Below are 14,932 nucleotides of genomic sequence, written 5' to 3' on the forward strand. Positions count from 1 at the left end.
GGCAGGCACGGTGCTGGCGCTCATGCATGGCCGGCCAAGATGGCGTGTTTCAGGTGCAGCGGCCATGGCAACGCCGCATTAAAAAAGCCTGCTGCGCAGGCAGCAGGCTTTCAGGCATCGCACAGTCAATAGTCTGTGGCAGCGTGTCGCTTAGAAGCGGCCGGTGATCGACGCATAGTATGCGCGACCCAGTTCGTTGTAGGAAGCGGCACCAGCGCCGGAGCTGTTGGACTCGCGCAGCAGACGCTTGTCGGCCAGATTGGTGATACCGAAGTTCAGCGAATAGTCCTTGCTCAGCTTGTACTGGGCACCGATGCCAAACAGCGCATATGCACCGATTTCCTGCAACTGGTTGCCTGTGGACACTGCGCCGCCGGTTTGCACGGTGCGTGGCTCCTGGCGTCCATAGAACGTGGCGTTCAACTGGGTCGAGAAGACATCGTTGACTTGCCAGTCCAGCGTGGAGTTGACGGTGTACTTGGGAATCACGGACAGAGGCTGGTTATTTTCCTTGTTGTGGTTCTTGAGCATGTAGGTGAAGTTGTTCACCAGCTTCAGGCGGCTGCCATCCTTGCCATCCAGAGGAAGGGTCAGGTTACCCTCAACCCCCTTGACGATGGCCTGGCTGGCATTCATCCACTGGAAGACCTGCGATGTACCGACCACGATGGGGGTGCCATCGTTCATCTCGGAGTAGATCTTGTTCTTGTAGTCGTTCTGGAAGTAGCTCAGGCTGGCGTCCAGACCGTTGTGGTTGGAGTAGGCAAGTCCCAGCTCTTTGTTGACACTGATTTCTGCCTCCAGATCCGGGTTGCCGACAATGTAGCAACCAGCTCCCATATTGGGCGAGTTGACCGGGCAGCCGTTACCACGGGTGTAGTACAGGTAGTTCTTGTTGGTCTGGTACAGATTGGGCGCCTTGAACGCCCGTGCAATACCGCCCTTGACCTGCCAGCTGTCATTGACCTGGTAGGTCGCGTTCAGGCTGGGGCTCCAGTTGTTGCCCGACTGGCTGTGGTGGTCGAAACGCACGCCGGGAGTCAGGATCAGGTTCTGGAAGGGCTCAAAGTTGTCTTCAACGAACAGTGCAAAGTTTTGCGCATCTGCTTTGCCGCTGCGCTCGCCAGCGCTTCCGACCAGACCGCCAATATTGTTGCCGCCCGTGCCAGTGCCCTGTGCCATGGCAGCGGCGTCATTGAGCTTTTCGTTGCGGTACTCGAACCCGCTGGTCAGCATGTGCGAAGTGCCGCCCAGTGTGAACGGGGTGTTGACTTCACCGGTCAGGAAGTAGTTGCCCAGTTTGGACGAGACCTTGTCATTTCCGCTGGTAATCGAGCCTTCTGGGCCGCCTGCCAGGCCGACTGGGTTTTGCCAGCGGCGGGTGTTTTCATACTGGAACAGCAAGCGCGAAGTACCCCAGTCCCAGGTGCCGCGGTGGGCCAGACCAATGGTGTTGCGGTTGGTGCGATTGGTTTCTTCGCCAATCAGCGACTGGCGGATGGGGGCGTTGGCATCAATGCTGACCGGGGTTTCACCCGCGTAGATGTTGGTCTGGCGGCTGGCTCCCAGCTCCAGCTCCAGCACTTGGCGGGGTGTCAGGTCCCAGCGCAGCAGGGCATTGATGTCCTTGTTGTTGACACCTTCGCGGCCTGCGGGCGCAATCACCGATGTGGTGTTGGATGTGCGGTTCAGATCAGGGCTGTCTGCATCGGTCTTGGCCATATTGCCAAAGAGGCGAAAGGACAGGTTCTCTGCCAGAGGGCCGGACAGGTTAAAGCTGCTGCGCTTGGTGTCGCCTTCGTTGGAGTCTTCCTGGAACTTGCCGTAAACCGTGACGGAGCCTTGCAGCTTGTCTGTGGGCTTCTTGGTGATGATGTTCACCACACCACCCGATGCGCCAGAGCCATAGCGGGCTGCCGCTGGGCCACGAATGACTTCAATGCGCTCAATCGCTTCTACAGGCACCCAGTTGGAGTCGCCACGGGTGTCGCGTTCGCCGCTGCGGCCCATTTTTGCGCCATTGCGCGATTGCACGGGCTTGCCGTCAATCAGGATCAGGGTGTTTTCCGGGCCCATGCCACGGATGTCAATCTGGCGGTTGTTGCCGTACTGGCCCGAGGCAGAGTTGCCAGTCAGGTTGACGCCGGGCATGGTGCGCACCAGCTCGGAAATGTCGTTAGCGGGTGCGCGTTCGGTGAGTTCTTCCTGCGTGATCACCGAGACGCCGAGCGCTTGCTTGAGTTCTTGCTCGGCGGTGGCGCGCACCGTGGTTTCTCCCAGGACGGTGTCCTGAGCTTGAACAAATGTGTGTGCGGCCAGCGTGACTGCGGAGAGTACGAAAAGCTTGGAAGTTCTGGAATGCGACATTTCAAAAAAATCAATAGTTAAATAGGAATTATTCGCATCAGATTGTAATCACTCGAAATGTGAATAAGAGTGATTCTTGTTATATTCGTGGTGTTTGTGGCGCATTTGTCACGATCACCTCTAAGTGCCTGACATTTCCCCTCGCAAAGAGGCGCGATGCATTCAGGCTCCAGCAACCTGTCTAGAAGGAGGGCATGCGCCCATGACCATCTCAAACCGTAAGGCGTCACGCCGTTACTGGCTGGCTTGTATTGCTGCCGGCGCTTGTGCTTTTGGCTCTGCGACATGGGCCGCTTCGCCCGCAGCAACCTCGGTGGTGCACGCCATGGGCAGCACTTCAGTACCTGCAGCCCCCAAGCGGGTGGTGGTCTATGACCTGGCAACCCTGGACACCATGCAGGCGCTGGGCATTGCAGTGACAGGCGTGCCCAAGGCGCAGTTTCCGCAGTACATGGCGGGTTATGGCGATGCCAAGTACACCGTGGCGGGCACGCTGTTTGAGCCCGATTACGACGCGCTGAGCAAGATCAAGCCCGATCTGATCGTTGTGGGTGGCCGCTCGGCAGCCAAGTATGAGGCACTGAGCAAGATTGCCCCTACGGTGGACTTCACCGTGAAGGGCGAGCACATGCTGCAGGACATGGAGCGCAACATCACGCAGATGGCCAACCTGTACAACAAGCAGGCACAAGGCAAGGCACTGGTTGCCAAGATTCACCAGGCCGTGGGCGAGCTGCGCAATGTGTCAAGCCAGGCTGCGCCGGGCTTGCTGTTGATGGCGGTGAACGAGCGCATCATGCCGAATGCGTCAGGCTCGCGTTTTGGATTCCTGTTTGACACCCTGGGTGCCCGTTCTGCCATCACAGCCAAAGACGTACCTGCACGGGGCACGGCCTACACCTTTGAGGATGTGGCCAAACTCAACCCGCAATGGATTTATGTGATTGACCGCAACACGGCCACGGGCTCTGCGGCCGGTGGTGGCGAGATCATTCCTTCGCAGAAGGTGTTTGACAACGCACAGATCAAAAATACGGCGGCTGGCCAAAAAGGGCAGGTGGTGTTTTTGGACCCCAAGGGCTGGTACTTGATGGGCAGCACTGGCCCAACGGCCTTGCTCGGCAATGTGGCGCAGCTCAAGCAGGTGTATGCCGCAGCCCAGCGTTGAGGGCTCAGCGCCAAGCGCTGTGCGAGAAAAGCGTGTGTGAAGGTTGCTTCGTTAAAAGAAGCGGCCTTCGCTTATCAGGCAATCGTTTTAGATATAAATCTATCTGAAAACTAAGAGCAGCCAGCGATGGGTGCTCTTTTTTTATCGTTTACGCGTCGTCGCGTGCCTGCTGGGCGGCGGCCTGTGCGTCTTGCAGCAGGTGTTCACCAATTTGCTTCCAGGCTTTGGCGGCGTCGTGCTCGCCCGAAAAGTGGTGGCAGCTGGCCGCCGTCATGGCGATGCGGCCATTTTCTGGGTCCAGATCAAAGGCCAGCTCGCATTGGGCTGCAGCGTTGCTCCACATGAGCAAGGCGTTGGCAGAGTCTTCTTTTTGCAGTGCGTAAGCTTCGGCCATCCAGGCCTGTGCCAGGCGGAAAGCCGCTTCGGTGTGGTTCAAATCAGCCTGATGGGCAAGATAAAAGTGCTTGCCAGCTTCTTGCCACAGTGCGCGGGCGCGCTGGAAATCGGTGGTGGCTGCCTGCTGGGCCTGCTCGACCAAGGCGTTGCCCGAGTTCAGGTGTTCTTCAAAGCTGAGTTCAGTCATGGTGTGCGAAAAGGAAAGGCGATCTGCATGAACCCGGCATTGTGGCGCGATGCCTGAAAGCGCGTGCGTTGCAAGCTTTCTGCCTGGGCGTTTTACACCGGTAACCAGCGCTGCCAAAAGCGTGTGCGCGCAGCTGCAGTTTCCTTGGCACCCAATGCCTGCAAAAGTTGCTGCAACTCTGTGCGTTCGTACTGCCGCGCGGCTTGCAAGGGGGTGAGGCTGCCCAGCTGTGCGGGCAGGTTGGGGTTGGCACCGTGCGCAAGCAGCAGGCGCGCCACTTCGGTGTGGCCGTGGATGATGCTGATTACCAGTGCCGACAACATCACCTCAGGGTGCTGGTAGTTGGCATCCACACCTTCGCTCAGATGAAAACGCACACAGTCCACATCGCCGCGCTCGGCGGCCATGTACATGTCTTTCCAGTCTCCGCCGCCGCTGGCCATGGGTGCTCCTTGGAAGTGATTGGCTGCACTGTAAAAGCAAACATGGCGCGCGGCTACAGGGCTTGCGCGAAGAAGCGCCGGTCAGCGGATGGGTGAAAAGTTCTTTTCAATGCCGCCGTGCGCTCAAGGCCTCAACGACATGGTTTCCCTGACAAGACACGCCGTTGCATGTACTGGTTTTAGGTAAGTTCTTTACGGGGTTTTTGCTGTGGTTTGACCAGCAAGACTGGGTGCAGCGAAGATGGGGCTGACCCAGCCTGATACGGCCTCTTTCATTGACTTTTTTGCGAGCCAGACCATGACACAGACATCGCGACGCAGCATTCCCTCCAAGGTGCCATCCCTGGTCACTCTAGCCTGCCTCAGTGCGCTGGCAGGCAGTGTCATGGCCGCGCAACCCGACTACCCCGATGCCGCAGCCAGCGACCCCGCCAAGCTGGGCTGGATGGTGGGCTCGCCACCGCCAGCAGACCGCATTTTGCGTTTTGACGATGGCTCGTACTTTCAGTTTCCCGCCATGCGCTGGAGCGTGTCCCATTTTCGCCAGTTGATGCCCACGGTGAACGTCTCGCGCGGCTTGGGTGCCCCGGTGGCTCTGCCACGTGCACTGCGCAGCGATATTGACGCGGTGACGTTTATCCCCACGGGCTCAGACAGGCCCATGACGTGGCAGCAATCACTGCCCGTCAATTACACCGACGGTATCGTGGTGCTGCACCGGGGTAAGGTGATCTATGAGCGCTATTTCGGGGTGCTGAAGCCAGACGGCCAGCATGCCGCCATGTCGGTCACTAAATCGTTTGTCGGCACCTTGGCCGCCATGCTGGTGGCCGAAGGCAAGCTCGATGCTGCGCGGCGTGTGGCCGACTATGTGCCTGAGCTGGCCACTTCGGCCTTTGGCAGCGCGACGGTGCGGCAGGTGATGGACATGACCACCGGCATTCGCTTCAGCGAAGACTATGCAGACCCGAAAGCCGAAGTCTGGGCGCATGCCGCAGCAGGCAATCCGCTGCCCAAGCCGGCCGATTACAGCGGCCCGCGTACGTACTATGAGTTTCTGGAGACCGTGCAGCCCGAAGGCAAGCATGGTGAGGCGTTTGGTTACCGCACGGCCAATACCGATGCGCTGGGCTGGGTGCTGGCGCGGGTCACGGGGCGTTCGGTCGCGCAACTGCTGTCAGAGCGTATCTGGAGCCGCCTGGGCACCGAACAGGACGCGTACATGAGTGTGGACTCGATTGGCACACCATTTGCGGGAGGTGGCCTGAATCTGGGCCTACGCGACATGGCACGCTTCGGTGAAATGGTGCGCAATGGCGGTGTGTTCCATGGCCAGCGCGTGCTGCCAGCCGCAGCCGTGGCAGACATTCGCCGCGGTGGAGACCCTGCCGCCTTTGCCAAAGCGGGCTACACGCAGCTGCCCGGCTGGTCGTACGCCAATATGTGGTGGGTTACGAACAACGACCATGGCGCTTTTGCTGCACGCGGGGTGCATGGGCAAACCATCTATGTGGATCCGAAAGCCGAGATGGTGATTGCCCGCTTTGCCTCGCACCCGGTGGCTGCCAATGCGGCCAGCGATGCCACGTCGCTGCCGGCCTACCACGCGCTGGCCTTGCACCTGATGCAGCGCAGCAAGGCAGCAGCGCGGTAGCGGCCTGTGCGGGGTGCGCTCAGGCCATCTGGCTGATGGTTTTGCGAAAGCGCGCCAGCGACAGCGCAAACAGCACGGCCCCGATCACGGCCAGCGCCAAAAAGGGCTTCCACACCACTTCCAGCCCCGCGCCGCGGTACAAAATGGCCTGGCCCAGTTCTACAAAGTGGGTGGTGGGGGCCAGCAGCATGATGTTCTGCACAAGCTCAGGCATGGACTCGCGCGGCGTCATGCCCCCCGACAGCAGTTGCAGCGGCAGCAGTGTCAGCACCATCAGCAGGCCGAACTGCGGCATGGAGCGCGCCACTGTGGCCATGAAGATGCCCATGGCCGTGGTGGCAAACAGGCACAGTGCTGCCCCGGCCATGAACAGCGGAATGCTGCCTTCAATAGGCACCTGCAAAAAGCCACGCACCACCAGATTGAGCGAAACGCCAGCCGCCAGCAGCACTACGGCACCCATGGACCAGACTTTGGCCAGCATGATTTCGGTGGGCGTAACAGGCATGACCAGCAAGTGCTCGATGGTGCCGTGTTCGCGCTCGCGGATCAGTGCCGCGCCGGTCAGGATGATAGACAGCATGGTCACGTTGTTGATGATCTGCATCAGCCCGCCAAACCAGATTTTGTTCAGCGAGGGGTTAAAGCGGGCACGCAGCTCCAAGTCCACCGGCAGTGTGCTGGCGCTGCGGTGGCGCTGGGTGAACTCGTTGATCTCGGCCAGCACGATCTGCTGGATGTAGCCACTGCCTGAGAAGGCCTGGCTCATGCGCGTGGCATCCACATTCAGCTGCAGCTGTGCTTTCTTGCCTGCCAGCACGTCGCGCTGAAACCCGGGGGGAATGATCAGCGCAAAAGTGAAGCGACCTGCATCCATGCCGGGGTCTACCTGCTGCCATTGCATCATCTGTGGCGGCATGAACTGTGGCGGGTAAAAAGCCGAGGCAATGCGTGCCGACAGGGGCGACTGGTCCTGGTCCACGATGGCAATGGGCGCGTGGTGCAGCGTCTCGGGCATGGCCGATGCGGAGGTGTAGACCGATGCGGTGAAGGTGTAGACGATGAGCACCAGCATCACCGGGTCACGCCACAGGCTCCACAGTTCTTTGATGCCCAGGCGCCAGATGTTTTTCAAGCTATGCAGCATGGCTGTCTTTCCAATACTTCACAGGAGCTGCCCCACAGCGACAGGCAGGGGGAGGGCGTGCAGCGACTCATGGGGGTGTTCCATCATTTCTCTTGCTTGGGCAGTGCCCAGATGGCAATGCCCATGATGATGGGGATCGCGAGCAGCAGCGGCACATAGGCACTGGCCAGATCGTGCAGCCCCAGCGCCTTGCTGAACACGCCGCGACTGATGGCGAACATGTGCGTGGCGGGGTAGATTTCACCAATCCAGCGGCCCGCACCCTCCAGTGACGAGACTGGATCGGTCAGGCCCGAGAACTGCGTGGCCGGAATCAGGGTGCCCAGCATGGCAAAGAACATGGCCGCAATCTGGCTGCGTGTGATGGCCGATGCCAGCAGCCCCATGCCCGTGGCGATGATGGCAAAGAGCACGGCGGCCAGCGTCAGAGCAATAAAGCTGCCAGTCATGGGCACGCCGAAGGCAAACACCGCCAGAGCGCACATGAGCAGGTAGTTGAGCAAAGCCAGGGCCACATAGGGCAGTTGCTTGCCCAGCAAGAATTCCGTGCGTGTCACCGGCGTCACATACAGGTTGACGATGGAGCCCAGCTCTTTCTCGCGCACCACCGCCAGCGCAGTGAGCATGGCAGGGAACATCAGCAGCAGCATGGGGATGACGGCAGGCACCATGGCGGGCAGGCTTTTGACGTCGGGGTTGTAGCGAAAGCGGGTTTCTATTGCCACCTGGCCGCCCATTTGTACGCCCATGCGCTCGTGCACCTGCTGCGCAAGCCAGTGCTGGTGCATGCCTTGTACATAGCCTTTGATGGTTTCGCCCCGCTGGGGCATGGCCCCGTCAAACCATGCGCCGATGGCTACGGGGCTGCCGCGCAGCACGTCGCGGCCAAAGCCGGGTGGTATCTCGATGGCCAGTGCGATGGCTCCGCTCTTCATGCGCCGGTCCAGGTCTTCGTACGAAGTCAGGGGCGGCTGCTCAATAAAGTAACGTGAGCCCGACAGGCTTTGCGTGTAGCTCTGGCTCAAGGTGCTCTGGTCGCGATCAAGGACGGCGAACTTCAGGTCCTCCACATCCATGCTGATACCAAAGCCGATCACCACCATCAGCACCAGCGAACCTACCAGCGCGAGCGTGGCGCGCACCGGGTCGCGCTGCAGCTCCAGTGATTCGCGCCACAGATAACTCCACAGGCGCTGCAGGCTGAAGCGGGCTGGGGCTGCAGATACTGCAGATACAGGAGCGTCTTGCGCGCTTTTGTCAAGGTTGTCAGATGCATTCGTTGCTGAAGTGCTTGCTGTGTCAGCGTAAACAGCTTCTTTTTTCGCATCCAGCTGTGGAGCGGCCTCGCCCGAGGCTTGCACCAGATAGCCAATGAAAGCCTCTTCCAGCGTGGCAGCGCCGCGCTTGGCCGTCAGGGCTGCGGGGGTGTTACTGTCGAGCACCTTGCCCGCGTGCATCATGGACATGCGGTCGCAGCGTGCGGCCTCGTTCATGAAGTGGGTGGAGATGAAAATGGTCACCCGGTCACGGCGCGACAGCTCCACCAGCAGACGCCAGAACTGGTCGCGCGCCACCGGGTCTACACCCGAGGTGGGTTCGTCCAGAATCAGCAGCTCGGGCCGGTGCACCATGGCCACGGCCAGCGACAGGCGCTGGCGCAGGCCCAGTGGCAGCTTGTCGGGCAGATCGTGGCGCTCCTGGGTCAGGCCAAAGCGCTCCATCATTGCTTGCACGCGTGCGGGCACCTCGGCTTCGGGCACATGGAACAGCCGGGCATGCAGCACCAGATTTTGCTCCACCGTCAGTTCGCCATACAGCGAAAAAGCCTGCGACATATAGCCCACGCGCTTGCGGGTGGCGATGTCGTTGGGGTTCACGGCCTTGCCGAACAGCCAGGCCTGGCCCTCGCTGGCCGGCATCAACCCGGTCAGCATCTTCATGGTGGTGGATTTGCCGCAGCCGTTGGAGCCCAGAAAACCAAAGATTTCGCCTCGACGGATGCGGAAATTCACATGGTCCACGGCCACAAAGTCGCCAAAGCGCATGGTGAGGTCTTGGGCCTCAATGGCGATGTCGGCGTCATCTGCTTGCAGTGGCGGTATGACCACCTCGGCGTGGTCGCGCTTCTTGGCCTCGGGCAGCAGGGCAATGAAAGCCGCTTCCAGCGATTGCGTGTCGGTGCGCGCCAGCAGCTCAGCTGGTGTGCCGGTGGCCAGTATCTGGCCGTCATCCATGGCGACCAGCCAGTCAAAGCGCTGGGCCTCATCCATATAGGCGGTGGCCACCAGCACGCTCATTTGCGGGCGCGTGGTGCGGATGCGCTGGATCAGGTCCCAGAACTGGGCACGTGCCAGCGGGTCTACGCCGGTGGTGGGTTCGTCCAGAATCAGCAAGTCTGGGTCGTGAATCAGCGCGCAGCACAGCCCCAGTTTCTGCTTCATGCCCCCTGACAGCTTGCCCGCAGGGCGCTGCAGAAATTTGAACAGCCCGGTGCTTTGCGTCAAATCATCAATGCGGGAGCGGCGCTCAGCGGCATTGTGGCCAAACAGGCGGCCAAAAAACTGCAGATTCTCTTCAACCGACAGCGTCGGGTAGAGGTTCTTGCCCAGCCCCTGGGGCATGTAGGCAATGCGCGGGCAGACACGGTCCCGGTGCGCTTTGCTGCGCATGTCGCCATCCAGTGCCCGGATTTGGCCTTGCTGCACGGCGCGTGCGCCCGACAGCAATGACAGCAGACTGGACTTGCCCACGCCGTCAGGGCCAATCAGGCCCACCATGCCACCGGCAGGAATGTCCAGCGTGATGCCGCGCAAAGCGACGGTCTTGCCATAGCGCAGGTGCACGTTCTGCAGGCGGGCGACAGGGGGCGCCAAAGAGGATGCGGCCATGCCTGTTTACTCCGGCAGCTTCACCTGCAGGTGGGCAGGCCACTGTGCCCCGGGTTCGGCCAGTACCCAGGCCTGACCGGGCAGACCGGTCTTGACCTGCTGAAGGTGCTTTTGCAGCAACTGCGGATCGATCTGCGCCTTGACGCGGAACATGAGTTTTTGGCGTTCGCTGGCAGTTTCTACCGTTTTGGGCGTGAACTGCGCGGTGCTGGCCACGAAGGACACGGTGGCCGGAATGACCCATTGCGGGGCGGCATCCAGCACGATGCGCACCTCAGACCCCAGCGCCACACGGCCAGCGACGGTCTCGGGCAGGAAAAAGCCCATGTACACGTCTGACAGGTCCACCAGATTCAGGACTTTGCCGCCAGCGCCCAGTACTTCGCCCGGCTGAGCCAGACGAAACTGCACACGCCCGTCGCGTGGCGCGGTGAGCGTGCTGTCGTCGAGTTCGGCATTGATGCGCTGCACCGTGGCAGCGGCTGCCGTGACGGCAGAGTCCGAGCCCGTCACGTTGGCGCGGGCCGCTTCGATGGCGGCTTTGGCGGCGGCAACCTGGGCCTGCGTGGCTTTGAGTGCGGCCTCGGCACTGCGCACGCGGGCACGGTCATCGTCCAGCTCCTGCATGGAGCTGGCACCTTCTTTGGTCAGCGTTTCGGAGCGGGCCAGACGGCGGCGGGCGGCATCCAGTTCGGCTTCGCGCTGGCTCACCAGGGCCAGTGCGGCCACGTGGTCGCTCTCGCGCAAGGCTACCTGAGCCTTGGCTGCCGCCACGGCATGTACGGCGCGGTCCTTGCCCGCGACGGCCTCGGCGTGCTGGGCTTGCAGGGTGTGAATCTGCATGTGTGCCAGCGGCTCGCCGGCTTTCACGAAAGCGCCTTCGGTAACCAGAATGTCTTGCACACGACCGCCGAGCTTGGTGGCGACATCAATCTCGGTGGCCTCGATACGGCCGTTGCCGCTGGCCAGACCGGTGTCTGTCTGGCTGTCCTGCCATTGTTTCCAGGCATAGCCACCGGCCAGCACCAGGGCTGCGGCGACGGCCACGAGGGTGAGGGATTTTTTGGTACGGGCAGACACAGGCATGGCGATAGACATTCGGTTAAGGGGTGACGAAGGAGGACGGCGCAGTAGCAGGCGCTCCCCCCAGGGCGGTGTACAGGCTGATCTGAGCGGCCTGCAGCGCGTAGTGCGCCTGCACGGCCTGCTGCGCGGCGGTCAGCAGTTCACGCTGGGCATCCAGTACGTCCAGATAGGGCGAGGCACCGTTGTCGTAGCGCAACTGGGCCAGCCGGGCGCGTTCTTGCAGCGCCTGCAGGTTGTCTTGCTGTACCTGGGTTTGCTGGGCCAGATAGTGGCGGGCCGACAGTGCATCGGCCACTTCGCGGAACGCGCTCTGCAAACTGCGCTCGTAGCTGGCTACAGCGCTGTGCTGGCGCACAGTGGCCAGATCCAGATTGGCGCTGCGGCGGCCACCGTCGAAGATGGGCAGCGAGATGCTGGGTGCAAAAGTCCATGCTCTGCTGCCTGCATCAAACAGGCCGTCCAGCTGCGCGCTGCCGGTGCCAAAACTGCTGGTCAGCGCAATGCGAGGAAAGAAGGCCGCCCGTGCAGCTGACACCTGGGCCCGTGCAGCCTGCAACTGGTATTCGGCCGAGACGATGTCGGGCCGTGCCTGCAGCAGGCTTGAGGGCAAGCCTGCCGGGACTTCGCGAAAGATGGGTGTTCCAGGAGCCATGGCAGGCAGTGCGACCACTGCCTGCCCCGTCATTTGTGCCAGCGCGTGCGCAATCTGCGCCCTCTCCTGCTGCAGCGACACAGCCAGTGAACGCGCCTGGTTGTGCAGGCTTTGCACCTGAGTGAGCGCGTATTTGGACGTACTTCCGACTTCATAGCGGCGGGTAAAAATGCGCAGCGTTTCTGCACGGCTTTCCACCGTACTGCGCGCCAGGTGCAAGCGGTCATCCAGCTCCCGCAGTGCCAGATAGCTGCGCGCCACCTGGCTCATCAGGCTCAGCTGGGTGGCCTGCGCACCAGCGGCAGTGGCCAGATACTGCTGCAGCGCGGCCTCGTCCAGACTGCGCACGCGGCCCCAGAGATCCAGCTCCCAGCTGTTGAGTCCCACGAACACTTCGTGGTCGCTGCCGGTAACCGGGCGGCCGCTGATGTTCAGGTCACCCGGTACGCGGGCACGGGCATGGTTGCTGCCCACTGCCAGTGTGGGAAAGCGGTCGGCACGCTGAATGCCGTGGGCGGCGCGGGCCTCTTGCACGCGCAGCAGCGCCAGCTTCAGGTCGTGGTTGTAGACCAGTGTCCGCTCCAGCAGCTGGGCCAGCGTGGGGTCTTGCACCATGGTGCGCCAGTCGGGCAAAACGGTGGCGTGCTGGACTTTGCTGGCATGGCTGTCTGCAGGCCACTGGCTGGGCAGGGTCGTGATGTCGGGCTGGGCCAGTGGCCGGGAGCCCGGGGCACAACCGCTGAGCAAGGCGGCACACAGCGCGGCTGCCACACACACGCAGCGGTGCAAATGAGGTGGAAAAGCAGGTGGATGCATCGCAAAACACTCGGTAAGGCCTGTCCAGAATCGGTACATGGGTCACGGGGTATGACCATGCTTGCCTGACAGTGTGAAAGCCATATGTCGGAGACTTCTTGAGCAAAGTCAAGTTTTTGGGCCGATGGCCGGTTTTCTCTCCACGATCACACGCCCGCCTGCAGGTGCTCTGAGGGTGTTGGACGAATGAACGGGGTATTCAGCGCTGTGCTGGCCTGGGGAGGTCTTTCAGACAGGGCCGTGCGCGCACGTGCAGGTGCCCGTTTGCAAAAATGGCGCACATTCGTCAGGAGCAAGGCTGGAAAAGAAAATGCCCGTGAGACACGGGCAAAGTCAGATGCCAAGCCCCACGTTGTGGTGGCAAGACGGGGTGTTTTATTGCTGGCGCACGGGGTTAAAAACGCGGCAGATCGGGGTGGCTGATCTGACCGCCACGTACCAGCATCTTGCCGTATTCGGCACAGCGGTTGTGCGTGGGAATGACCTTGCCCGGGTTGAGCAGGCCTGCCGGGTCAAACGCTGCCTTGAGCGCAAACATCTGCAGGTTTTCTTCGGTGGTGAACTGTGTGCACATGCTGTTGAGCTTTTCCACGCCCACGCCGTGTTCGCCGGTCACGGTGCCGCCCATGGCCACGCTGGTCTCCAGAATGTCGGCACCAAACAGTTCGCAGCGATGCAGCTGATCGGCATCGTTGGCATCAAACAGAATCAACGGGTGCAGATTGCCGTCGCCGGCGTGGAAAACGTTGGCGCAGCGCAGCTGGTACTTTTTTTCCATCTCCTGGATGGCCAGCAGGATGTCAGCCAGCCGCTTGCGTGGAATGGTCGAGTCCATGCACATGTAGTCGGGACTGATACGGCCACTGGCAGGAAAGGCGTTCTTGCGCCCGCTCCAAAAGCGCATGCGCTCTTCTTCGCTGTTGCTCACCGTGATGGCGGTGGCACCGGCGCTGCGCAGTACATCGCTCATGCGGCCGATTTCTTCCTCCACCTCTTCAGGGGTGCCGTCGGACTCGCACAGCAAAATGGCTTCGGCCGTCAGGTCATAGCCTGCCTTGACGAAATCTTCTACTGCGGCGGTCATGGGCTTGTCCATCATCTCTAGCCCGGCGGGGATGATGCCTGCGGCAATCACTGCGGCCACGGCATCGCCCGCTTTGCGTATGTCGTCAAAGCTGGCCATGATGCAACGCGCCAGCATGGGCTTGGGAATGAGCTTGACGGTGACCTCGGTCACCACGGCCAGCATGCCTTCGCTGCCGACCATGGCGGCCAGCAGGTCGTAGCCGGGGGCATCCAGCGCGTCAGAGCCGAACTCCACGGGCTCGCCCGCAATGGTGAAGCCTTTGACCTTCAGCACGTTGTGCACGGTCAGGCCGTATTTGAGGCAGTGCACACCGCCGGAGTTCTCAGCCACATTGCCGCCGATGGTGCAGGCAATCTGACTGCTGGGATCGGGGGCGTAGTACAGGCCGTGGGGCGAGGCAGCTTCGCTGATCGCCAGATTGCGCACGCCGCACTGCACAACGGCTGTGCGGCTGGTGGCGTCGACTTTGAGGATCTGATTGAACTTGGCCAGCGACAGCGTTACCCCCAGCGCATGGGGCATGGCACCGCCAGAAAGCCCCGTGCCCGCACCACGTGCCACAACAGGTGCGTTGATGGCATGGCAGGCCTGGAGCACGGCCTGCACTTGCTCGTACGTTTCGGGCAGGCAGACCACCAGGGGCCTTTGGCGGTAGGCGGTCAGGCCGTCGCACTCATAGGGGGTGGTGTCTTCGCTGTGCCACAGCAAGGCGTGCGCAGGCACGTGCTGGGACAGGGCGTGCACTACCTCGGCTTGGCGGGCAGCACGTTCGGAAAGGCTGGCAGTCGTCATAGCGCTTGACTGTAGAGCAAGTGGCGATGCGTGCCTTGTGATTTTTCTTGCAAGCGGGCGTGAAAGCATCACGCCAAGGGCGTTCTGAGATTGTAAAAAGTGAGCTGCTTGCGCTGTTTGAATAAGCGCTGCAGCATGTTTTTATTGGAAGTCAGAGGCGCCAGGACATTGAGTACCGCTGGATATTGTGCTCAAAGCGGCCTGCCTGCCGCGGCAAGCCCTTTGCTGCGAGGTGGGCGTACCGGCAGA

At 61.3% G+C, this 14,932-nt stretch carries 10 protein-coding genes; 2 read left to right on the top strand and 8 right to left on the bottom strand.

From position 1 onward, the window contains the following. Window positions 1-150: 150 nt before the first annotated feature. On the bottom strand, window positions 151-2,367 hold the full coding sequence (locus IB213_RS00705; protein ID WP_191722434.1) for a FepA family TonB-dependent siderophore receptor: 2,217 nt from the start codon (window positions 2,365-2,367) through the stop codon (window positions 151-153). Between the two features lie 202 nt (window positions 2,368-2,569). On the opposite strand from IB213_RS00705, the gene IB213_RS00710 reads away from it, so the two are divergent. Continuing rightward, entirely contained in the window at window positions 2,570-3,535 is a 966-nt protein-coding gene (locus tag IB213_RS00710) for a siderophore ABC transporter substrate-binding protein (RefSeq protein ID WP_192405078.1), read from the top strand. Window positions 3,536-3,683: 148 nt separating this feature from the next. Here the strand turns inward: IB213_RS00710 and IB213_RS00715 are convergent, their stop codons facing one another. Beyond that, entirely contained in the window at window positions 3,684-4,118 is a 435-nt protein-coding gene (locus IB213_RS00715; protein WP_191722441.1) for a hypothetical protein, read from the bottom strand. Window positions 4,119-4,210: 92 nt separating this feature from the next. Next, window positions 4,211-4,561, bottom strand: coding sequence for an ankyrin repeat domain-containing protein (locus IB213_RS00720; RefSeq protein ID WP_225560910.1), 351 nt, complete (start codon window positions 4,559-4,561; stop codon window positions 4,211-4,213). Window positions 4,562-4,946: 385 nt separating this feature from the next. Between IB213_RS00720 and IB213_RS00725 the strand changes: the two genes are divergently transcribed. After that, a complete protein-coding gene (locus IB213_RS00725; protein ID WP_191722773.1) occupies window positions 4,947-6,215 on the top strand; it encodes a serine hydrolase in 1,269 nt (422 codons plus the stop codon). A gap of 19 nt (window positions 6,216-6,234) precedes the next feature. On the opposite strand, the gene IB213_RS00730 is transcribed toward IB213_RS00725, so the two are convergent. The 5 genes from IB213_RS00730 to IB213_RS00750 form a co-directional block, all read right to left on the bottom strand. Continuing rightward, on the bottom strand, window positions 6,235-7,362 hold the full coding sequence (locus IB213_RS00730) for an ABC transporter permease (RefSeq protein ID WP_191722442.1): 1,128 nt from the start codon (window positions 7,360-7,362) through the stop codon (window positions 6,235-6,237). Between the two features lie 83 nt (window positions 7,363-7,445). After that, complete coding sequence (gene rbbA / locus IB213_RS00735) at window positions 7,446-10,250, bottom strand: ribosome-associated ATPase/putative transporter RbbA (RefSeq protein ID WP_192405079.1); 2,805 nt, start codon at window positions 10,248-10,250, stop codon at window positions 7,446-7,448. Between the two features lie 6 nt (window positions 10,251-10,256). After that, a complete protein-coding gene (locus tag IB213_RS00740) occupies window positions 10,257-11,348 on the bottom strand; it encodes an HlyD family secretion protein (RefSeq protein ID WP_370551128.1) in 1,092 nt (363 codons plus the stop codon). Window positions 11,349-11,352: 4 nt separating this feature from the next. Next, window positions 11,353-12,804, bottom strand: coding sequence for an efflux transporter outer membrane subunit (locus IB213_RS00745; protein ID WP_192405080.1), 1,452 nt, complete (start codon window positions 12,802-12,804; stop codon window positions 11,353-11,355). Window positions 12,805-13,198: 394 nt separating this feature from the next. Next, window positions 13,199-14,683, bottom strand: a complete 1,485-nt coding sequence (locus IB213_RS00750; protein WP_191722445.1) for an FAD-linked oxidase C-terminal domain-containing protein — start codon at window positions 14,681-14,683, stop codon at window positions 13,199-13,201. Window positions 14,684-14,932 lie beyond the last annotated feature (249 nt).

This window comes from Comamonas sp. CMM02 (assembly GCF_014851485.1).
Lineage (GTDB): Bacteria > Pseudomonadota > Gammaproteobacteria > Burkholderiales > Burkholderiaceae_C > Comamonas > Comamonas avium.